The sequence below is a fragment of the Kitasatospora sp. NPDC091207 genome (genome assembly GCF_044768625.1).
In the GTDB taxonomy this organism is placed as follows: domain Bacteria; phylum Actinomycetota; class Actinomycetes; order Streptomycetales; family Streptomycetaceae; genus Kitasatospora.
Window position 1 is genome coordinate 133,425 of record NZ_JBIVVS010000008.1, and the last position, 20,597, is coordinate 154,021.

Sequence of the window (20,597 nt, forward strand, 5' to 3'; positions counted from 1 at the left end):
GCGGCCGGCGGTCACTTCTCCACGAGGACGATGTCCTCGATCTTCCGGGTCATCCGGATCGTGTCGCCGTTGATCTCGACGACGTTCTGGAGGCCGGTGACGGAGGTGGTCTGCTCGGGGAGGAAGAACTCCTCGGCCTCACCGGCCAGGTAGGCGGGGAAGCAGCCGAGCGAGGGCCCGAAGAGGCGGATGTAGTCCGCGAGGCGGCGGAAGAGCTTCGGCAGGATCACCTGGTGGTCGGTGATCGAGGTCAGGTCCTCGATCACCGCGCCGTCGGTGGTGACGTCGTGCGCCCAGACGCTGCCCGACGCCTTCGCCGCCCGTGCCTGCTGGGAGGTGGCGGTCATGTCGAGGCGCAGGACCTCGGGGAGGCTGGTGTAGAAGGTCGGGTAGACCAGGCCGCGCGAGAGCAGGTGGTGGTTGGCGGTCTGGTGCAGCAGGTCCGGGGTGACCTCGATCCGCCGGCCGTTCGGGACACCGGCCGGGAGGGTGCCCCGGCCGACCAGCGCGATGCAGCGGCCGAAGACGTCGGCGCCGTCGGCGAGGACGAAACCGGGGACGGTCTCCGGGGTCGACGCGGTGACCTTGCCGTCCTCGCCCCGGACGACGTCACTGAAGCCGAGCCAGGAGATCAGCTCGTCGCGGGCGCCGCTCGCTCCCAGGTCCATCGGCTGGTGGACGGCCTCGGTGCTGACCCCCGGGTAGTGGGTCTCCAGCGCGTCGATGCCCTCCATGCGGATCTTGCCGCCGCCGCGGCTGTTCCGTCCGACCCGGTGCTTGCCGGGCACGTCGCACCAGAAGCCCGGATCCTGCGGCAGGAAATGCACGGTGTCGCCGTCGGGGTCACTGTCGATGAGCCGGTACGTTCCCTTGATCGCGAGCATGGGCATGGGCTGCTCCGGAGGATGAGTGGCGGGGGCACTCATTGTTGCTCCGTGGCCGAACCGGCCCGGTGACTCGCGGCGACGCATTCGGGTGCCGCGGCGGGTGCGGGGGTGCGGCGGGGGCGCGCGGCCGTACGACCGCGCCGTGCGTGAACGGGCGAGCCCTCTACGATGTGGCCATGAGCGGGAGCCTTCGACTATCAGGTGCACATCGGTCGCAGCAGCCGGTCAGTGATCAGCGGCGGGACGGGCAGCCGGCCGGCGACGGGCAACCGGGGAACGACGAGCGGCTGGAGACGGCGGCCGCCATCCTCGCGCTGCTCGCCGACCGCACCCGGCTCGCGTTGATGCGGCGCCTGGGCGAGGGCGAGGCCGATGTGACGACGCTGACCGAGGCGTGCGGCGCGGCGCGGCCGTCGGTCAGCCAGCATCTGGGCAAGCTCCGGCTGGCGGGGCTGGTCACCACCCGCAAGGACGGCCGGCGGGTGGTCTACGCCCTGCGGCACGGGCATCTGCGCCGGCTGGTCGACGAGGCGCTCAACGTGGCCGACCACCAGCTCAGCGGGCTGCCGCCGCACGACTGAGCCCGCGCCGGCGACAGGCCCGGCCCGGCCCGGTGCCGCCGTCGGGCGGGCGCCGAGCCGGGCCGGGCCCCGTCCGTCAACGGCGCAGCGGGCCCTCGCAGTTGTAGTCGGCGGTGCCGGCCTGGCCGGTGGGCCAGACGTCGACCTTGCCGAACCAGCAGTTCATGTCGGCCAGGTTGTTGGCGGCGGCGCCGCCCCGGCCGAGCAGGTAGGTGTCGACGGTGGCGGCCATGTCGGCCCGGACCCGGCCGGCGTCGGCCGCGTTGGTGAGGTTGGCGGTGATGCGGCCCGAGCAGCTGAAGCGCATCTTGTTGTTCCAGTCGCCGTTGTCCTTGCAGACCGGGGCGTTCTGGGTCGCGGCGGCGAAGGCGGACTGCACCTCGGAGGCCCAGGCGTACCGCAGCGAGCTGTTCGCGGCGTACTTGGTGACCGGGACGTAGAGGGAGTCGGCGAGCGGGATCTCGGCGTCCAGGTAGGCGTTGTACTCGCGCTGGAGCGCGGCGTCCCGGCCGAGGCGGTCGCGCCAGGCGTCGTAGCCGGCCTTGTCGTCGGCGCGCAGCAGGCGGTACATCTCGGCCAGCTGGTCGGGGTGCTTCTCGCCGAGCAGGTTGAAGAAGGTCGCCGCGTACGGGTAGGCGCGGAAGCCCTGGGAGGCCCAGGTGGCGTGCAGGACCTGGTCGACGGTCAGCCGCGGGGTCCCGGCCTCGTCGTCCCAGCCGACCTGGCGGACCATGTACTTGCGGGCCTTCACGCCGCCGTCGCGGGTGGAGCCGGCGAAGTACTCGGCGGTGCCCTCGTTCATGGCGAAGGTCGCGTCACTGGGCCAGCGGCTGGTGTAGCCGTTCTCGGGGATGGCCCAGCGGGCGTTGAGGTAGTGGGTGTACTCGTGCCGGAAGAGCTCCTCCAGGCTGAAGTACGACTCCTCGGTGGTCCGCTGGTAGGTGTAGAAGGTGGAGCGCTCCTCCAGGAACATGCCGCCGTTGTTGACGTCGCCGATGCCGAACAGCGTGGGCTGGAAGGCCTGGTAGTGGCTCTTGGTGTCGTACAGCTGGACGGTGAGCACCGGGTGGTCGTCGCCGGCGATCGGCTGGTCGGTGCCCAGGACGCGGAAGAACTGGGCCTTGACCTGCTTGGTGGCGTAGTAGAGCTGGTCGGCGGTGGCCCGGTCGAGGGCGGTGCGCACCACCAGGGCGCCGTTGTCGTAGCTGAAGGTGTTCGGGAAGAGCGCCTTCTCGATGTCGGCGCGGCACACGCCGTACTGCGCGCAGAGCCCGAGGTCGTTGACCGGGCCGACCAGGTTGGCCCAGGGCTTGCTCATCCGGCCGAAGGTCGCCTCGGTGAGCTGCAGTTGGGCGCCGATCCGGGACTTCACCTCGGCCTTCAGGGCGTCGATCTGGGCGAAGCGACCGTACTCCAGCATGGCGTCGGAGGCGGCCCACTCGCTGTAGGTCCCCTTGAGGTGGGTGTAGCCGGCGTAGGCGCGGAAGGCCTCGCGGTAGTCGGCGTCGGCGGCCACCGCGGCGCGGAACAGGCCCTGCGGGTCCTCGCCGACGTTGCTGATGCCCTGGAAGTTGATCTGCAGGGCGCCCTGGACCGCCCAGTTCCAGCCCGCGTCACCGATGACGGTGCTGCCGGGGGCGAACGTCCGGACGACCTGCTTGACCAGCGGGATGCGCGCCAGGCGCAGGCCGGGGGCGCTGCTGGTCTGCAGCAGCTCACCCATCGTCGAGCCGTTGGTGGTGGTGGGATCGAACACCCGCGGGTTGGCGGTGTAGTCGCGGATGGCGCGGTCGATGGCGGCGACGGTGCCGGCGTCACCCAGGTTGATCTCGTCGTAGGAGAAGTCGAAGTAGACGGCTATGTGCAGGTAGTACCAGAGTTCCTGCTGGTTGAGGTTGTTGGCGCTGTCGAAGCGCGAGGAGAGCTGGCTGATCCGCGCGGCGACGGCCTGGACGTGCGCGGGAGTCATGACCTTGGCGGTTTGAACGTTCCAACTGGTCAGCAGTGGACGCAGGCAGTCCTGGTAGCTGTGGCTGCGGTCGGTCAGGAAGTCCGCCAGCTGGGCCGGGGTGAGGGAGGTGAACACCTCGGACGGGCAGGGCGTCGCCTGGGCGGTGACGGCGGCGAGGGTGGCCTCGGCCGGGTCGCTCTCGGGGGTGCCGGTGGTGGGCTGGAGCGCGGTGGCGCCGGGCGCGCCCTGCGGGCCGACCGTGGTGGCCCCGCCGGGGGCGCCCTGGTGGGCGACCTGGTCGGCGGCCTGGCCGGGGGCCTGTGCCGGGGTCCGGGCGGCGCCGGTGGTGAGCTCACGGACGGTGACGGCCGGAGCGGCGCCGACGGCCTGGGCGCTCTGCAGCAGCGGCACGGCGAGGGCCGTGGCCAGGGCTGCGGAGAGCAGGGTGTTGCGCACGGTTCTGGAGGTGGGCACCGGAACTCCTCGGTGGGGCGTGGGGGGTGTCCTGCGTGGGGGTGTCATGCCCGAGGACCGCCGAGGGGGTGGCGGTGGGGAGGGGCCCGCCGAGCGACGGCGGGGAGGGGGATGACAGTACGTAACATAGTAATGTGAAATTGCACTTGCAAGAGATTGCGCCCACGTTATCCATTCGTGTTCTTTGTTCGAGGTCTTGACGTCGCCCGGAGCGCGAGCTTCACTGTGGCTCTCTCGTTCGAACCTGTTTGGTTCTGATGAGTTATGTCTGTTTGAACGTTCAAATCGAAGGGTTGTCTCATGTCGGCGTGGACTCTCCCCGCGTACCTGCGGCAGTTCGACGAGCCGGCCGGCTATCTGGACTTCGCGCGGGTCGGGCCGGTCTCGGCCGACGTGCGTACGGTGCTGACCCGGTCCGCCGAGTTGATGCACGGCCAGGGGCTCGCCGCGCTGGACGAGTTGGACCGCTCGGTGGCGCGGACGGCGCGGACGGCGGCGGAGCTGCTCGACTGCCTGCCGCACGAGATCGCCTTCGTCGGGTCGACCTCGCACGGAATGTTCGCGGCCGCGCACGCCGTCCGGGGCGAGGGCGTGGTCCTGGTCGGGCGCGACGACTTCCCCGGGGCCGTCTACCCCTGGCTGCGGGCGGCCGACCACGGCCGCCTCGCGGTGCGCCTGATCGACGGTCCGGTCACCGCCGACTCCGTCCGGGCCCACCTGGACGACCGGGTGCGGGCGGTGTCGGTCTGCGCGGTGGACTCCGCGACCGGCTTCCGGGCGCCGCTGGCCGCCATCAAGGAGGTGATCGGACCGGACCGGGTCCTCGTGGTGGACGCCATCCAGGCACTCGGCGCGGTCGACTTCGACGCCGACGCCGCCGATGTGCTCGCCTCCGGCGGCCAGAAGTGGCTCCGGGCCGGCTGGGGCGCCGCACTGCTGATGGTGCGCGACCGCGTCGCCGGGCTGCTCGAACCCGGGCTCGGCGGCTGGTCCGGCGTCATCGACCCGATCGGCGCGAGCCACCACCCGCGCCCGCCCCGGCCGGGCGCCGTCGCCCACACGCTCACCAACCCCGACGGACCGGCCGTCGCGGCCCTGGGGGCGGCCCTGGAGCTCGTCCGGGCGGTCGGCGTCGGGCCGATCAACGCCCGGATCGGCGAGACGCTCGACGCCCTGCTGGCCGCCGCCCGCACGGTGGGCGCGCGGACGGCGGGCGGCGGCGCGGCCGGCCCCGGGGAGCGCCCGGCCGGCGCGGGATCGGCCACCGGCAGCGGGATCGGCCGCTTCCGCCTGCCGGGCGCCGACCCGCAGGCCGTTCACGAGGCCCTGACGGCGGCCGGCCTCGCCACCACCCTGCGCACGCCCTGGATCCGGCTCTCGCCGCACGCCTCCACCGACCGGCCGGACGCCGTCGCCCGTCTCACCGGGGCGTTGGGCGCGGTGCCCACGGGCTGACCGGCCCCCGCCGCCCCGCGCCTCCCGTCCGCCCGCCCCGCCGGCCCGACCGGCCCCGCCCGTCGCTCCGGCTCTCCGTCGCACCCCGTCGCACCTCGTCGCCACCCGCGGGGGCGCCGTGCCCCACCCCACCACCACCCCTCAGAGAGGTCAGCCATGTCATCTGTCTCCCGTCGGGACCTGCTGCGCGCCACCGGCGCCGGCGCGCTCGCCCTCACCGCAGGCGGCGCACTCGCCGCCTGCGGCGGGTCCGACTCCCTCTCCGGCAGCGGCGGTGACGCCGCCACCGGCACCGTCACCGTCTGGTCCTGGACCACCGCGGCCCAGGCGCTGCGCGGCGTCGTCCCGGCCTTCGAGAAGGACAACCCGGGGATCAAGATCGATGTCCAGGACGTCGGCAACCCGGCGATCTGGGACAAGATCACCGTCGGCCTGGCCGCCGGCGGGCAGGGCCTCGCCGATGTGCTGCACATCGGCTGCGACTACCTCCCCGGCTACCTGGAGAAGTTCCCCGGCGGCCTGGCCGACCTCTCGGCGCTCGGCGCCGACTCCCACAAGGACAAGTTCGTCCAAGGGCTCTGGCCGGTGGTCAGCGGCAAGGACGGTCATGCCTACGCGCTGCCCTGGGAGGTCAACCCGCTGGGCTTCTACTACCGCAAGGACTACTTCGACAAGGCGAACCTGGACCCGAGCACCTTCCAGACCTGGGACGACGTGCTCGCCGGCGCCGACGCGTTCAAGGCGGCCAACCCGGGGATATCCCTGATCGGCATCAACAAGCCCGCCACCCCCGAGACCGACCTCGACTTCCTGCAGTCGCTGATGCAGCTCCAGGGCGCCTTCTACTTCGACCTCAAGGGCGCCATCACCCTGGGCTCCCCGGAGGCGGTGCGCGCGCTCACCATCCTCAAGCGCCTGGACGACGCCGGGCTGGTCGGCGACGCGGCCGGTGACCAGGGCTGGCTCAACCTGGTGAAGGCCGGCAAGGTCGCCGTCGCCCCGCTGCCCGCCTGGGCCGCGCACTACCTGGAGACCAAGCTCCCCGACCAGAGCGGGAACTGGCGGCTGGCCCGGCCCCCGGCGGTCACCGCCGGCGGCAAGCGCGCCGCGATCGTCAACTCCACCCACCTCGCCGTCGCGGCCTCCAGCCCCCGCCGGGTCGCCGCCTGGAAGTTCGTCGAGTACGCGCTCACCCGGCCGGCCTCGGTCAACGGCATGTTCACCGCCGGCGGCGTCTTCCCCTCCCTGACGGCGGCCTACGCGGATCCGATGTACGCGGCGCCGAACCGCTTCTACGGCGGCCAGCCCGTCCTGAAGACCTTCGCCGACCTGCTCGGCGAGGGCGCGGACGCCACCAACTACTCCGGCGACTACGCCCGCGCGCTGAAGCTCGCCAGCGACGCCCAGGTCAAGGTCCTCGTCAAGGGCGGCGACCCGGCGGCCGTGCTCCAGGACGCGGCGAAGCAGCTCGCCCAGCAGACCGGGCGCACCATCGCATGACCGCCACCGCCCGACTCGTCGAGCCCGCCGGGGCGGTGGCGACACCGGCCCGGCGCCGGGCGGTGCTGCGCCGCCGCGCGCTGCCCTATCTGCTGCTCGCCCCCGCGCTGATCCTCTTCGCGGTGTTCAAGGCCTACCCGATCATCTCCTCGCTGCTGCTCTCGCTGACCACCGGCGCGGGTTCGGCCACCAAGGGCGCCGGGCTGGCCAACTACCGGCGACTGCTGGACGACCCGCTGTTCTGGACGGCCCTGCGCAACACCGGCGTGATCCTCGTGGTCCAGGTGCCGCTGATGCTCGTCCTGGCGCTCTTCCTGGCCGTCGGCATCAACTCGGTCTTCGTGCGCTGGCGCGCCGTGTGGCGGCTCGGCGTCTTCATGCCCTCCGTCACCGGCCTGGTGGCCACTGGCGTGATGTTCGCCTTCCTGCTGAACACCGACCAGGGCGCCGTCAACTGGCTCCTGGACGCCGTCGGCCTGCCCTCGGTGGACTGGCTCGGCAATCCGTTCTGGTCCCGGATGTCCGTCGTCCTCGTCCTCACCTGGCACTACACCGGCTACAACGCCGTCATCTACCTGGCCGGCCTGCAGGGCATCCCCAAGGAGCTGTACGAGGCCGCGATGGTGGACGGCGCCGGACCGCTGCGCCGCTTCTGGTCGATCACCGTGCCGGCCCTGCGGCCCGTGCTGCTCTTCACGGTGGTGCTCTCCACCATCGGCACGCTGCAACTCTTCGACGAGCCCTACGTGCTGACCCACGGCGGCCCGGACAACGCCACCCTCACCGTGTCGATGTACCTGTACGAGAACGGCTTCCGGTACTTCGACTTCGGCTACGCCTCCGCCATCGCCTACGCGCTCACCCTGATCGTGTCGGTGCTCGGCGCCATCCAGATGCGCCTGATGGGAGAGCGCTCATGAGTACCGTGACCACGGAGAGCGGGCGTCGGCGCGGCAGCCGTAGCGGCGCCCGGAGGACGCGACTGCGCGGCCTGCCCCTGACCCTCGTGCTGGCCGGGGTCGCCGGGCTCTCGGTCGGCCCCTTCTACTGGCTGGTGGTCGCCGCCAGCCACAAGGACAGCGAGATCTTCTCCTGGCCGCCCGCGCTGCTGCCCGGCGACGCCTTCGGCGACAACGTCGACCGCCTCCAGGCCAAGATCGGGCTGGGCCGGGTGCTCGTCAACTCGCTGCTGGTGGCCGGGTTGCAGACGGTGGGCGCGTTGATCGTCGCCCTGCTGGCCGGCTACGCCTTCGCCAAGTTCCGGTTCCGGGGCCGCACCGTGCTGTTCGCGGTGCTGCTCTCCACCCTGGTGGTGCCGGAGCAGGTGATGCTGGTGCCGCTGTTCAAGATGATGATGTCCTTCGGCCTGCTCGACACCTACCAGGCCGTCGTGCTCCCGGGCCTGTGCGTGCCGTTCGCGATCTTCCTGATGCGCCAGTCCCTGAGCGGGATGCCGGACGAACTGCTGGACGCCGCCCGGGTCGACGGCGCCGGCGAGTTCCGGGTGCTGTGGAGCGTGGTCGTCCCGGTGATGCGCCCGGTGCTCGCCGCGCTGTCCATCTTCCTCTTCCTGGGGTCGTGGAACCAGTTCGTCTGGCCGCTGATCGCACTGCGGAGCGCCGACATGCACACCCTGCCGGTGGCGCTCGCCACGCTCCACGGCATGAAGAGCACCACCGACTACGGCGCGATCCTCGCCGGGACCGCCGTTTCCACCGTGCCGATGATGGTCCTCTTCCTGGTCCTTCAGCGGCAGTTCATCTCCGGCCTGCTGGCCGGCGCTACGAAGGGCTGACCATGGAACAGATCTGGGAGCCGCACGCCGGCGCGGCCGCCGCCGGCCGGCCCCGCCCGCTGGCCGTCGAGGGGCTGGAGCTGCTGGTCACCGGCGAGGCCACGGCGCGCGTGACCGACCAGGGCGTCATCGAGGTCACCGCGGCCGACGCGGGCGAGGTGCGGATCGAATGGCGCGTCCCGTGCGTCGACGCGACCGCCTTCTGGACCCCGGAGTCCAGCCTCAGCGGCTGGCTGCCGGCGGCCTGGAGCGCGCCGCGGCGGACCGCGCTCACCCGCGGCGCGCCGGTCGCCGCGCTCGTCGGCACCGGTGACGTCGCGATCTGCGCCTTCGCCGCCGACCGGGTGGACGTCCTGGCCGGTGCCGGAGTCGTCGAGGAGTCCGGCGAGTTCCGGTTCTGGGTGCAGGCCACCGGACGGCTGACCGTCCGGATCGACACCTCGCGCCGGCACTTCGCCCGCTGTCTGGCCGGCATCGCCGGCTGGTGGTGGGCCGGCCGGGAGGCCGACGTCCCGGACGCCGCCCGCCTCCCCGCCTACTCGACCTGGTACTCGCTGCACCAGGAGGTCAGCCCCGAGGCGGTCGAGACCCAGGCCGCCCTCGGCAAGGAGCTGGGGCTCGACGTGATCATCGTCGACGACGGCTGGATGACCGGCGACCGCACCCGCGGCTACGCGCACTGCGGGGACTGGGAGCCGGTCTCGCTGCCCGACACCGCCGCCCACGTCCGGCGCGTGCACGACCTCGGCGTCCAGTACATGCTCTGGTACGCGCTGCCGTTCATCGGCGTGGACAGCGAGGCCGCGAAGAAGCTCGGCCGGTACGCGCTGCGCGAGAACGACCGGATGGGCGCGATCGTCGCCGACCCGCGCTACGCCGTCGTCCGGGAGCACCTCACCGACCGGCTGGCCCGGGCGGTCGAGGAGTGGGGGATGGACGGCCTGAAGATCGACTTCGTGGACTGGTTCGACGTCCAGGACCCGCCCGAGGCCGGACCCGAGGCGGACTGCGCCACCGTGGCCGAGGGCGTCGAGCGGCTGCTCGCCGCGATCCGGGGCCGGATCACCGCCGTCCGGCCGCAGGCCATGATCGAGCACCGCCAGCCCTACGTCAGCCCCGGCCTCTGGCCGTACACCACCATGGTCCGGGCCACCGACTGCCCGCTCAGCCCGGCCGAGAACCGGCAGCGCACCATCGACACCCGGCTGGTCGCCGGGCCGATGGCGGTCCACGCCGACATGCTCATGTGGCACCCGGCGGAGCCGCCCGAGCAGGTGGCCTGCCACCTGATCAACGTGCTGTTCTCGGTGCCGCAGATCTCCGTCGACCTGGCGACCCAGACCCCCGAGCAGCGCGAGGTCCTCGCCTTCTGGCTCGGCATCGTGCGCGAGCACCTCGCCACCCTGCAGCTCGGCGAGCTGCGCCCGGCCCGGCCGGACCTCGGCTACCCGCTGGTCACGGCCGTCGGCCCGGACACCGTGGCGGTCGCGCGGTACGCCCCGCTGCCCGTCCGGGCGGTCGCCGAGTCGTGGCGCACACTGCTGGTCGCCAACGCCGACAACGACCCCGAGGTCCACCTGGTCGGTGGCACCGGACAGGCGGAGGCCACCGTCCAGGACGCCCGGGGCCGCGTCCTGCAGCAGGGAGCCCTCGACCTGACCGGGTCGGTGGTCGTCCCCGTGCCGCGCGGCGGGCTGCTGACGCTGCGCCGGCCCTGACCCCCGGCGACCCCGGGCCGGGCGGCCGGTCCGGACCGGTGGCCCGACCGGCCGCCGGTCCGGGGCGGCCGTGTGATTGCCTGGCTCCGTGACCGCACGACCCCCAGACCGACCGAGCGGAGGACCCATGTCCGAGGCAGCGGCCCGGCCGCGCCGCGGCGCCACCACGATCGAGGAGGTCGCCCGCGCTGCCGGGGTGTCCCGGCAGACCGTCTCCAACGCCATCAACGCACCGCAGAAGGTCCGGCCGGAAACCCTGGCCCGGGTCACCGCGACCGTCGAACGGCTCGGCTACCAGCCGGACCAGTCGGCCCGCGCGCTGCGCACCGGGGCCCGTCGCACCCTCGGTTACCTCGCCCCGGTGGACGACCCGTTCGACCCCAATCCGCTGATGGCCGGCTTCCTGGAGGCCCTGGTCGACGCGGCGGGGGCCGAGGGGCAGCGGGTGCTGCTCTTCCGCCCGGCACCCGGCACGGCGGACCCCCGGCCCGCGATCGACGAGCTGCTGGCGGCCCGCCAGGTGGACGGCCTCGTGCTGGCGGACGTCCTGACGGACGACCCCCGGGTCGCCCACGTCGTGCGGGCCGGCGTCCCGTTCGCCGCCTTCGGGCGGACCGGCGCGGACCGCCCGCAGCACTGGGTGGACATCGACAACACCGCGGCGACGGCGGAGGTGGCCGGGCACCTCGCGGACCGGGGCCACCGCCGGGTCGGCTTCGTCGGCGGCGCGGCCGCCCTGCCGTGGATGGCCGACCGGCGCGAGGGCTTCCGGGCGGAGGCGGACCGGCGGGGCCTGACCGTCGTGGAGCCGGCACGGCGGGGCACCGCGACGGGGGGCGCCGGGGCGGAGCGCTCCGGCGCCGGCGTGGCGGCGGTACGGGCGCTGCTGCGCGGGCCCGGCCGGCCGACCGCCGTGGCGGCGGGCAGTGATCTGCTGGCCCTCGACGTCTACGAGGCGGTCCGGGCCGAAGGACTGACCGTCGGCCGGGACGTGGCGGTGGTGGGCTTCCACGACACCCCGCTCTGCCGGCACCTGTACCCCGCGCTGACCTCCGTCCGGCTCCCCCTGCCGGCCATCGCGGCCGGACTGGTGCGGCTGCTCCTGGCCCAGGTCCGGGGCGAGCAGCCGTCGGGCGGGGGTCTGGTGCTGCGGGCCGAACTGATCGTCCGGGACAGCTCGGGGTGAGCCGGCTGCCCGGACCGGCGGTGCGCCGGTCCGGGCACCCGCCGGTGGCCCGCGGCGGCGGCGCGGCGCCGAACGAGTGGACTCACCGGGAGGCGTACCGGACGGGGACCTCCCCCCGGGGTCCGAGTGGTGACCTTTGCCATCTGAGCCCCTGAGATGGAAAGAGGCGCCCGCCATGCGACGTACCCCGTCCCGCCGCCTGATCGCCGCAGCGCTCCTCGCGCTGTCCGTACTGGCCCCGACAGCAGCCACTCCCGCCACGGCCGTCCACGCCGCGAGCGCCGACCCGTACGACCGGCTCGACCGGTACGACCAGGACGACGACCCGGCGGGCGGCCTCGGCCCCGAACTGACCGCCAGGCTGGACCGGGCCATCGAGGACGTCCGCCGGCAGGCGGGCGTCCCCGGCGTCGCCGTCGGACTGTGGATGCCCGGCAAGGGGAGCTACGTCCGCGCGACCGGCGTCGCCGACCGGGCCACCGGCCGGCCGATGACCACCGACGGGTACACCAGGATCGGCAGCGAGACCAAGACCTTCACCGTCACCGCGCTGCTCGAACTGGTCGACGACGGTCTGATCGGGCTGGACGACCCGATCTCCGACTACGTCGAAGGCGTGCCCTGCGGCACCGACATCACCCTGCGCCAGCTCGCCGAGATGCGCAGCGGCCTGTTCCCCTACACCGCCGACCCGGACTTCATCCAGGCACTGGAGAGCGACCCGAGCCGCTCCTTCACCCCGCGCGAGGTGCTCGCCTACGGCTTCAAGCACGCGAACACCTTCGGCCCGGGGGAGACGTTCCAGTACTCCAACACCAACCTCGTCCTGCTCGGCCTGGTGGTCGAGAAGGTCAGCGGCCACCGCCTCGTCGACTTCATCGAGCAGCGGGTGCTGCGCCCGGCCCGACTGCACCGCACGCTGTTCCCGACCGGGCCCGAGTTCCCCGAGCCGCACCCGCGCGGCTACACCGACCAGACGCCGAGCGGCGCGACCGAGGACGCCACGGACTGGAACCCGAGCTGGGCCTGGGCGGCCGGGGCGATGATCTCGGACCTGCACGACCTGCGCCGCTGGGCCAGGATCGTCGCCACCGGGACGCTGCTCAGCCCGCGGACCCAGCGCGAGCGGCTCAAGGTGCTGCCGACCGGGTTCCCCGGCACCGGCTACGGGCTCGGGATCTTCGAGACCGGCGGATGGATCGGACACAACGGCTCCATCCCCGGCTACGAGACCGTGACCGTCTACCTGCCCGCGCAGCGGGCCACCCTCGTGATCGAGATCAACACGGACATCCGCTCCCAGGGCCAGGAGCCGTCCACCCTGCTCGCCCGGGCGATCACCGAGATCGCGACCCCGGACAACGTCTACGACCGCCCGGTTCCCCCGCGCTAGCCACTCGGGCGCTGCCTGACTGACGATTCGTCAGGCACGCCTGGCGGCGGGCCGGTTACCCGGAGCCGAGTCGACTGAGTGCGGCCCGGGCCGCTCCGCGCCGACCGCCGTCAGGCCCCCGGACCGCCCTCCGGGGACTCCTCGGCGCGCTCCTCGGCGGCGCGGACCTGCTCGGCGAACTCCTCGGCGGGGATCCGCTCGACCGCGGCCCCGTGCCGGGCGGCGAACTCGTCGGCGGCCGCCGGGGACTCCTCGCGGATGTCCAGCACCAGCATCGCCGTCCCGTCCGGCACCCGCGGCGAGAGCACGATCAGCCCGGCCCCGCCGGTGGCGGCCCGGCCCTCCTCGGCGGCGTTGCCGAGCGCCGCACCGGCCGCGAAGCCCAGCAGGGAGCCGATCGGCCCGCCGAGCAGTCCGATCAGGCCGCCGACCACGCCGGAGCCCACGGTGGCCACTCCGGCGCCGCGGGCGTAGCCGTCCTTGGTCTCCAGCAGGCCGTCGGCGGACCGCTCCAGGACGGCGGCCTGCCGCAGGCCGGGCAGGTGCTCCGCCTCCTCGAACGCGGGACGGCACGTGGACGGGTCCGGGAAGGTCAGCAGAACGACGTTGTGCTGGTCGGTCATCGCACTCCGATCGGGTCGGGGCTGGGCCCTGGCCTCCCATCCTGACGGCGGCCGGGTGGGACTGCCACAGGAGTGGGGGCGTCCTCGGGGGACGGCGTCCTCGGCTGCCCGGGTTCTCGGGAGCCGGCGTCCTCGACCGTCCGCGTTCAAACGTGCCGGCCGCTCGGCCCGGGCGCCACCGTCCGGATTCCGGTCAGCCGCAGGGCCGCCGCGGGGCGGACGCGGGGCCGGTCCGGGCGCCGTCCGGCCGGGGAGAGGCCGTCCGACCGGCGGCGTCGTGGCCGGGGCGATCCTGGCCGGAACCGGGTCGTGCGGATGCACGACCCTGGTCTGGCCGGTGGCGCGCTGGGAGGATCCGGAGTTCGGCACGTCCGTACCGGATTCGACTCCCTTCAGGAGGCATCATGCTGCCCACGGCAGAGCAGGTCCGCGCACTCAAGGACGAGGACTACCGGCTGACCCTCGGCCAGGGTCACCAGCTCCACCCGGCCGGGGACCCGGCGGGCGAGGTCTACGTCACCGCCGCGGTGCGGAACGGCACCTGCGACTCCCTCTCCAGCTGCGCGCGCCTCTGTAGCTTCTGAGCCGCCCGGTGGGCGCCCGAGGCCCGCGGGCGCCCACCCGAGCCCCGAACCGAGCCCCGAACCGAACCGAGCCCCGAGCCGACCCGAGCCCCGAGCCCGGGGACCCCGAACGATCAGAGAGGCGGCACCGGTCGTGCCCGACGCGTCCGCATTCCGACGGGCCGCGGCCCGCGCCGTTCCGCTGGCCCGGCGCGGACGGGCCGGCGCCGCTGCCGACCCCGACCCGGGGCGGGGCGCCCGGGCCGACCGGGTGCTCGACCGCTGGCGCGCCCAGCCGCCGTTCGACCGGCCGGGCTGGTTCGAGCGCCGCCTCGCCGCCGACGGACTCGACCCGGACGCGCTGCGCGCCCTGCTCGCCGAGTCGCCCGAGGCCCTGGCCGATCGCCTCGGCAGGCCCGAGCCGTGGGCCGAGCGGCTGGCCGCCGCCTTCGAGACGCCCGACCCGGCCGGCGCGCCGGTGATCGAGGAGCGGCACGCCTTCGCCGCCCTCGTCGCCCCGCTGCTGGCCGACGCCGCCGAGCGGCTGCGGGCCGGCCTCGCCGCCCTCGGCGCGACGGACCCCGGCCTGACCGCCCTCGGCACCCCCGGGGAGCTGACCGCGCTGGTCACGCCCGCGCTCACCGCCGCCGCGCACGCCCTGGCCGTCCGCACCGTGATCACCGAACTCCATGTCGCCCGGCTCTCCGGCGAGTTGACCGGCGCCACCGCCGAGGAGCGGTACCGGGGGTTCCTGGCCGCGCTCACCGCACCGGAGCGCGCGCTGCGCCTCCTCGCCGAGTACCCGGTGCTGGCCCGCCGCCTCGCGGTGGCCGCCGAGCAGTGGACGGACACCCACCTCACCCTGTTCCGCCGGCTCGCCGCCGACCTCCCGGCGCTCTCCCGCACCTTCGCCGCCGGCCGCCCGCTCGGCCGGCTCACCGGACTCGCCACCGGCCTGGGCGACCCGCACCGCGGTGGCGCCACCGTCTGCGCGCTGACCTGGGAACAGGACGACGTGCGGGTGGTCTACAAGCCGCGCCCGCTCGGCGCCGAGCTGCACTTCCAGCACCTCGTGGAACGGCTCAACCCGAGGCTGCGCCTGCCGCTGACCGTGCTGCCCCACCTGCTCGGCGACGGCTACGGCTGGGTGGCCCACGTCACCGCCGAACCGGCCCGCGACCGGGCCGAGTTGCGGGACTTCCACCACCGTGCGGGCGCCCTCGCGGCGCTGCTGTACGTGCTCGACGCGGTCGACTGCCACGCCCAGAACCTGCTCGCCGTCCGCGACCGGCCCGTCCTGATCGATCTGGAGGCCCTGCTCCACCCCGACCTGCACGAACCCGCCAAGGACCTCTCCGAGTCCGAGCGCCTCGCCCGCCACGACGCCGCCCACTCGGTGCTCCGCTCCGGCCTGCTGCCCGAACGGATGTGGGACGAGGACGGCAACGGCGGCGCCGACCTCTCCGCGCTCGGCTGGGACCCGGCCGCGCTGCCGCCGCGCGCCGTGCCCGTGCTGGTCGGCGAGGGCACCGACGAGCTGCGCGTCGAGTACCGGCGGCTGCCGGTCGAGGCGGCCGGCAGCCGTCCCGTCCCGCCCGGCGAGCCGCTGCGGACCGCCGACTTCGTGGCCGAGCTGGAGGCCGGGTTCACCGAGGCGTACCTGCTGCTGGCCGAGGACAGGGAGCGGCTCCGCGACCTGGTGGGCGCCTTCGCGGCGGACGAGACCAGGCTGCTGCGCCGCGACACCCTGGAGTACCGCAGCCTGCTCGCCACCGGCTGCCACCCCGACCTGCTGCGCGACGCCCTCGACCAGGACCGCCACCTGGACCGGCTCTGGGCGCTGGCGGCCTGGGAGGAGCACGCCCTGCCCTTCCTCCCGCACGAGCGCGCCGACCTGTGGCGCGGCGACGTCCCGGTCTTCACCATCCGCCCGGACGGCGTGGACGCGCGTGCCGGTGACGGCTCCCCGGTGCCCGGGGTCGCGGCCCGGCCGGCCCTGGCGTCGGCGCTGGCGACGGTGGACCGGCTCGGTCCCGAGGACCTCGCCCGTCAGCTGCAGCTGCTGCGCCTCTCCGTCACCACGGCGGACGGAGCCCGCGAGCCCCGGCCCACCGCCGCCGCCTCGACGGCCGCCCGGCCGGGGTGGCCGGCCGACGCCCGGCCGGGGCCGACGCCCGAGGGCCTCCCGGAGCCGTCGGCCGACGGCCTTCCGGACGGGCCGGCGGTCGGGGCGCTGCGGGCCCGGGCCCTGGAGAAGGCCGCCGCCGCCGGTGAACAGCTGCTGAGCGAGGCGTACCGGGGCCGCGCCGATCTCGCCTGGACCGGGCCCAACTGGGCCCCGCCGGGCCGCTGGGCGCCCGCCGAACTCGGACCGGACCTGTACAGCGGCACCGCCGGCGTCGTGCTCTTCCTCGACCAGCTCGCCCGGGTCGGCGGCGACCGCGAGCACCGGAGGGCGGCCACCGCGGCCGAGGCGACGCTCCGCCGGCAGGTCCGCCGCCGGGCCGGCCGCCTCACCGGCGGACTGGCAGGGACCGGCGGCCTGCTCTACACGCTCGCCCAGCTCGCCGCCCACCGGGCCGGTCACGATCCCGAACTCGACGAACTCGCCGACCTGTTGGTCGCCCGGGCGGCCGCCACCGCGGCCGAGGACGTCCACTACGACCTGCTCGCGGGCAGTGCCGGCACCATCGGCGGCCTCGCCGCCTGGGCCGCCGTACGCCCCGGCCCGGCGGTGACCGACGCGCTGGCCCGCTGCGCCGAACGGCTGGTCGAGCAGGCCCGGCCGCACCCCGAGGGAGGTGTGGGCTGGCTGCCCGCCTCGCTGGCCGGCGCCGCGTCCCGGCCGCTCGCCGGGTTCGCCCACGGCGGCTCCGGCATCGCCTGGGCGCTGGCCCGGGCGGGCGCCCTGCTCGGCGACCGCCGTCTCCCCCCGCTCGCGCGCGGCGCCCTGGAGTACGAGCGCTCCCTGTTCGATCCGGCCGCCGCCAACTGGCGCGACGTCCGCGAGGACGACGGGCCGCACGCGCCGTCCTACCCGGCGCTCTGGTGCCACGGCGCGGCGGGCATCGCGCTCGCCCGCGTCGAGCTGGGCCCGGGGGAGCCGGCCGGCTCCGAAGGGCGGTCCCCGCTCCCGGACGCCGACGGCGGGTGGCTGGGAGAGGAGCGCGACACCGCGCTGGACACCGTGCTGCGGCACGGCTTCGGGGGCAACTTCTCCCTCTGCCACGGCGACTTCGGCAACCTGGAGCCGCTGCTGCTCGCCGGCGGCCGCTGGCGGGCGGCCGGTCTGCGCCGGGCCGCCGCCACCCTGGACGCCCTGGACGAACGCGGCTGGGTCTGCGGTCTGCCGAGCGGTGTCCACAGTCCCTCGCTGCTGGTGGGGCTCGCCGGGATCGGCCACGGTCTGCTGCGCCTGGCCGCCCCCGAGGCCGTCCCGTCCGTCCTCGCCCTGCGGCCGCCGGTCGTCCGCTGAGCGCGGCCCGTCGCGCCGGTCGTGGTGTCCCGGGTGCCGGCCGGCCGGTCCGGCGCGGGCCCGCGCGGCAGGATGGTGCCATGGCGGACACGAGCGTGCGGATCAGGATCGAGGCCACCGACCTCCCGGGGCGCAGCTGCCCCGGGGCCCCGGGCCTCCCGGGCTACGACGACATCCACGTCGCGGTCCAACGGCGCGGCAGGCCGGGGGAGTTGCTCGACCCGGTGGCCGGTGACGCGGCCGGGGCGGTCTGGACCCTGGAGTGCGCGGTGAAGGCCGGACCGGACCTCCCGGGCCCGGACCTCCTCGGCCCGTACGTCCAGGGCGGCCCGGGGGCCCGGTTCGTCCACCTCTCCCGGGTCGCGGGCGGGGCCGGCGGCTTCACGGTGTTCCGCCGGGCCAAGCTGATGCTGGCGGCGGTCGAGCGGGACACCGTCGAGGCGGCCGTGCGCGGTGGCCTGCTGGTGGCCCGGCTCGGTCTGACCGACGCCGAGGGGCACCCGCTCTGCGCCGCCGTCCGGCCGCCGCTGGTCACCTGGTCCGCCGGGGCGGCCGGAACCGGGGCATGACGAAGGGCCCCGCCGGAGCGGGGCCCTTCGCCGGGAGTGCCGTGGTACGTGGACTACCGCGACGGTCCTACTGGTACTGGGTGGTGACGGTGGCGCCGGCGAAGTCCTGCTGTCCGGCGTAGAGGCTGAAGTAGACCCAGCCAGCGGGCGGGTTGGTGATGGTCAGCGTCTCGCTGTTGCCGGCGTTGGTGGACTTGGCCAGGGCGTTGCCGGTGGTGGCCCAGCTGCTGCCGCCGTAGTAGAGGTCGGCGTTGCCGGTGCCGCCGGTGGTGGTGATGGTCAGCTGCTTCACACCGGCGGGCAGGTTCAGGAAGCTGTAGCTGTAGTTGCCGGTGGTGGCCGCGACGTTGTCCCGGCGGCAGTTGTTGTCGAACTGGCGGGTGTCGGCGATGGTGCAGAGCGGGGTGGTCGGGGTGACCGGGGCCTCCGGCAGCGGGCCGCAGTCGTTGGTCGCGCAGGCGGTCAGCCAGGTGTCGAACCCGGCGTCGTAGCTGGTGCCGATGGTCTGCTTCAGGATGGTGCGGGCACCGTTCCAGTCACCGGCGCGGTACTTGGTGAGCACGGCCTGGATGTCGGCGGGGTGCTCCTGGAGCATGTAGCGGACGGCCAGCCAGCCCCACCGGTAGACCCGGTTCGAGTTGACGTCCGGGTCCCCGGTCTGGTCGTAGACGGTGTCGAAGAGCTCGCTCAGCTTGTAGGTCTTCTTGCCGGCCTCGGCGATCGCGTCGCTGTTGCGCTGGTTGCGGTAGCCGTAGGAGATGTTCTCGGCGATGCCCTCGACCCACCAGATGGTCGGCGTGACGATGCCGGCCTCGAAGTCGCCGGCCATGTTGTAGCGGCCGTCGAGGTAGTGGGTGTACTCGTGGTTGAGGTTCCAGATCTGGAAGCTCGGGCGCAGCCAGCTGGCCTCGTGGGCGATGAAGCGGGCCTGGTTGCCGGGCAGGGCCGGGTTGCCCTCCTCGTACATGCCGCCGTTGTCCACGTCGATGTCGTAGAAGGACCAGGCGTACAGCGAGTAGTTGTAGTAGTCGTCGAAGGCGACGACCTCCAGGTCGGTGTTCACGTCACCGGGGATCGCGCCCTTGTCGCCGATCACCTTGTGGAAGTAGGCGTCCTGGTTGATCAGGCTGGTGCAGGTGCTGGTCAGCTGCGCGGGGGACATGTCCTGGGCACGGATCTTCAGCCCCGCGTTGCAGGTGTGCTGGATCGGCAGGATCACCGGCATCAGGCGGGTGTTCAGGTCGCAGATGCCGTAGGCCGCGCAGTTGCCCTTGTCGAACTTGCGGGTCGCCCACGCGAGGTTCATGGTGATCGGGGCGGTGGGGCCGACGTTCGGGTACCGGTTGATCAGGTCCTTGAGCAGCGGCCGGAGCTGGGGCTTGAGCTCGGGGACCACGAGGGCGTAGCCGAGGTAGCGGCCCATGTTGCTGACCATGTCATCGCGGTTCAGCAGGTCTTCGTTGCGGGTGATGAAGTCGGCCCACGCGGTGAGGAGGCTGCCGTCGGCCTTGAGGGCCGCCTTCAGGCCCTGGCTGTCGGCCTTGGGGTCGAAGCCCTCCTCGATGATCCAGTCGAAGTGCTGCAGGGACAGGTTCATCTTCTGCGGCCAGGTGCCGTTGTAGCCGGCGAGCATCCGCTGGAGGACGCCGGTGTACCGGCCGAGCGACTTGGTCTGGCCGATCACCGTGACGACCTCGTTGAGGAGGTCGCCGTTGGCGTCGGTGATGTCCTTGCTGTGCGGGGCGGCGAAGAAGGCGTCCAGCGCGCCGTGGGCCGCGGTCTCCAGCGTCGGACCGTAGGTGCCGATGACGCCCGGGTAGACCTCGTGCAGGTAGTAGCCGGCGCGCAGGAACATCACCAGCTGCCCGACGGAGGTGCTGTTGTCGCCCGGGTAGGTGGCGGAGGTGTCGCGCAGCGCGTTGGCGACGGTCACCATCTTGGCCTCGCCGAAGGCGGTCGCCGCGTCGGTGCCCGTGAGGTTGAACAGCGGGTAGGCGCAGGGGACGTTCGGGAGTGCCTTGAGCTGCTGGATCAACGCGCTGCCCGTGGCGTTGATCAGCCCGGAGAGATCCGGACAGGGATCCCCGGCGGCGGCCGAGAACTGCTTGGCCGCCTTGACGGGCGCGGTGGCCGGCGCGGCGGGCGCGGTGGACTCCTGGCCGTAGTCCTGCGAGGAGAGCTTGAAGGTGCTGCTGTTCGTCGCCTCGGGCGACTTGGGGACCGGGATCGACCGCGGCGACGAGGAGGCGGCTCCGGCGGCGTTCACGCCGGCCGGGGCCGTGGCGCCGAGGGGGGCGGCCTGGCTCTGGGGTGTGAACAGGCCGAGAGCGATGAAGAAAGCGGCGCCGAGCGCGGGAATTCTGCGCGCGTTGGCCGCTGATATCCGGGAGGGACGCATCTGTGGGGGCCTCCGGGGCCGTTGTGGCC

General features: G+C 73.8%; 15 protein-coding genes. 11 read left to right on the forward strand and 4 right to left on the reverse strand.

Features of this window, described 5'->3' with window-relative positions:
• Positions 1–11: 11 nt before the first annotated feature.
• On the reverse strand, positions 12–890 hold the full coding sequence (locus ACIQTO_RS16390; RefSeq protein ID WP_402388267.1) for a nuclease: 879 nt from the start codon (positions 888–890) through the stop codon (positions 12–14).
• Positions 891–1,063: 173 nt separating this feature from the next.
• Between ACIQTO_RS16390 and ACIQTO_RS16395 the strand changes: the two genes are divergently transcribed.
• Positions 1,064–1,468, forward strand: a complete 405-nt coding sequence (locus ACIQTO_RS16395; RefSeq protein ID WP_402388268.1) for an ArsR/SmtB family transcription factor — start codon at positions 1,064–1,066, stop codon at positions 1,466–1,468.
• Positions 1,469–1,544: 76 nt separating this feature from the next.
• On the opposite strand, the gene ACIQTO_RS16400 is transcribed toward ACIQTO_RS16395, so the two are convergent.
• Positions 1,545–3,893 carry a collagenase gene (locus ACIQTO_RS16400; protein WP_402388269.1) on the reverse strand — a complete coding sequence of 783 codons (2,349 nt, stop codon included), beginning with the start codon at positions 3,891–3,893 and terminating at the stop codon, positions 1,545–1,547.
• Between the two features lie 300 nt (positions 3,894–4,193).
• On the opposite strand from ACIQTO_RS16400, the gene ACIQTO_RS16405 reads away from it, so the two are divergent.
• The 7 genes from ACIQTO_RS16405 (at position 4,194) to ACIQTO_RS16435 (ending at position 12,940) form a co-directional block, all read left to right on the forward strand.
• Positions 4,194–5,348, forward strand: coding sequence for an aminotransferase class V-fold PLP-dependent enzyme (locus ACIQTO_RS16405; RefSeq protein ID WP_402388270.1), 1,155 nt, complete (start codon positions 4,194–4,196; stop codon positions 5,346–5,348).
• 156 nt (positions 5,349–5,504) lie between these two features.
• Complete coding sequence (locus tag ACIQTO_RS16410; RefSeq protein WP_402388271.1) at positions 5,505–6,848, forward strand: extracellular solute-binding protein; 1,344 nt, start codon at positions 5,505–5,507, stop codon at positions 6,846–6,848.
• On the forward strand, positions 6,845–7,768 hold the full coding sequence (locus tag ACIQTO_RS16415; RefSeq protein WP_402388272.1) for a carbohydrate ABC transporter permease: 924 nt from the start codon (positions 6,845–6,847) through the stop codon (positions 7,766–7,768). Before ACIQTO_RS16410 ends, ACIQTO_RS16415 begins: the two co-directional genes overlap by 4 nt.
• The gene (locus ACIQTO_RS16420; protein WP_402388273.1) at positions 7,765–8,643 is read left to right on the forward strand and encodes a carbohydrate ABC transporter permease; all 879 of its coding nucleotides are present in this window, start codon (positions 7,765–7,767) and stop codon (positions 8,641–8,643) included. Before ACIQTO_RS16415 ends, ACIQTO_RS16420 begins: the two co-directional genes overlap by 4 nt.
• Positions 8,644–8,645: 2 nt before the next feature.
• Positions 8,646–10,361, forward strand: a complete 1,716-nt coding sequence (locus tag ACIQTO_RS16425) for a glycoside hydrolase family 36 protein (RefSeq protein WP_402388274.1) — start codon at positions 8,646–8,648, stop codon at positions 10,359–10,361.
• Between the two features lie 127 nt (positions 10,362–10,488).
• On the forward strand, positions 10,489–11,547 hold the full coding sequence (locus tag ACIQTO_RS16430; RefSeq protein WP_402388275.1) for a LacI family DNA-binding transcriptional regulator: 1,059 nt from the start codon (positions 10,489–10,491) through the stop codon (positions 11,545–11,547).
• 175 nt (positions 11,548–11,722) lie between these two features.
• Positions 11,723–12,940: a serine hydrolase domain-containing protein gene (locus ACIQTO_RS16435; RefSeq protein WP_402388276.1), complete on the forward strand. Its 1,218-nt coding sequence runs from the start codon at positions 11,723–11,725 to the stop codon at positions 12,938–12,940.
• A gap of 110 nt (positions 12,941–13,050) precedes the next feature.
• Here the strand turns inward: ACIQTO_RS16435 and ACIQTO_RS16440 are convergent, their stop codons facing one another.
• Positions 13,051–13,563 carry a histidine kinase gene (locus tag ACIQTO_RS16440; protein ID WP_402388277.1) on the reverse strand — a complete coding sequence of 171 codons (513 nt, stop codon included), beginning with the start codon at positions 13,561–13,563 and terminating at the stop codon, positions 13,051–13,053.
• 404 nt (positions 13,564–13,967) lie between these two features.
• On the opposite strand from ACIQTO_RS16440, the gene ACIQTO_RS16445 reads away from it, so the two are divergent.
• From ACIQTO_RS16445 to ACIQTO_RS16455, 3 genes are all read left to right on the forward strand, one after another.
• Positions 13,968–14,147: a hypothetical protein gene (locus ACIQTO_RS16445; RefSeq protein ID WP_402388278.1), complete on the forward strand. Its 180-nt coding sequence runs from the start codon at positions 13,968–13,970 to the stop codon at positions 14,145–14,147.
• 133 nt (positions 14,148–14,280) lie between these two features.
• Positions 14,281–17,601 carry a type 2 lanthipeptide synthetase LanM family protein gene (locus tag ACIQTO_RS16450; RefSeq protein ID WP_402388279.1) on the forward strand — a complete coding sequence of 1,107 codons (3,321 nt, stop codon included), beginning with the start codon at positions 14,281–14,283 and terminating at the stop codon, positions 17,599–17,601.
• A gap of 80 nt (positions 17,602–17,681) precedes the next feature.
• Positions 17,682–18,170: a DUF5990 family protein gene (locus ACIQTO_RS16455; protein WP_402388280.1), complete on the forward strand. Its 489-nt coding sequence runs from the start codon at positions 17,682–17,684 to the stop codon at positions 18,168–18,170.
• Positions 18,171–18,237: 67 nt separating this feature from the next.
• On the opposite strand, the gene ACIQTO_RS16460 is transcribed toward ACIQTO_RS16455, so the two are convergent.
• A complete protein-coding gene (locus ACIQTO_RS16460; protein ID WP_402388281.1) occupies positions 18,238–20,568 on the reverse strand; it encodes a collagenase in 2,331 nt (776 codons plus the stop codon).
• Positions 20,569–20,597: the final 29 nt, after the last annotated feature.

Coding starts and splice junctions, on each gene's coding strand:
- ACIQTO_RS16390 (WP_402388267.1), bottom strand. CDS start 890: ATGCCCATGCTCGCGATCAAGGGAACGTACCGGCTCATCGACAGTGAC.
- ACIQTO_RS16395 (WP_402388268.1), top strand. CDS start 1,064: ATGAGCGGGAGCCTTCGACTATCAGGTGCACATCGGTCGCAGCAGCCG.
- ACIQTO_RS16405 (WP_402388270.1), top strand. CDS start 4,194: ATGTCGGCGTGGACTCTCCCCGCGTACCTGCGGCAGTTCGACGAGCCG.
- ACIQTO_RS16410 (WP_402388271.1), top strand. CDS start 5,505: ATGTCATCTGTCTCCCGTCGGGACCTGCTGCGCGCCACCGGCGCCGGC.
- ACIQTO_RS16415 (WP_402388272.1), top strand. CDS start 6,845: ATGACCGCCACCGCCCGACTCGTCGAGCCCGCCGGGGCGGTGGCGACA.
- ACIQTO_RS16420 (WP_402388273.1), top strand. CDS start 7,765: ATGAGTACCGTGACCACGGAGAGCGGGCGTCGGCGCGGCAGCCGTAGC.
- ACIQTO_RS16425 (WP_402388274.1), top strand. CDS start 8,646: ATGGAACAGATCTGGGAGCCGCACGCCGGCGCGGCCGCCGCCGGCCGG.
- ACIQTO_RS16430 (WP_402388275.1), top strand. CDS start 10,489: ATGTCCGAGGCAGCGGCCCGGCCGCGCCGCGGCGCCACCACGATCGAG.
- ACIQTO_RS16435 (WP_402388276.1), top strand. CDS start 11,723: ATGCGACGTACCCCGTCCCGCCGCCTGATCGCCGCAGCGCTCCTCGCG.
- ACIQTO_RS16440 (WP_402388277.1), bottom strand. CDS start 13,563: ATGACCGACCAGCACAACGTCGTTCTGCTGACCTTCCCGGACCCGTCC.
- ACIQTO_RS16445 (WP_402388278.1), top strand. CDS start 13,968: ATGCTGCCCACGGCAGAGCAGGTCCGCGCACTCAAGGACGAGGACTAC.
- ACIQTO_RS16455 (WP_402388280.1), top strand. CDS start 17,682: ATGGCGGACACGAGCGTGCGGATCAGGATCGAGGCCACCGACCTCCCG.
- ACIQTO_RS16460 (WP_402388281.1), bottom strand. CDS start 20,568: ATGCGTCCCTCCCGGATATCAGCGGCCAACGCGCGCAGAATTCCCGCG.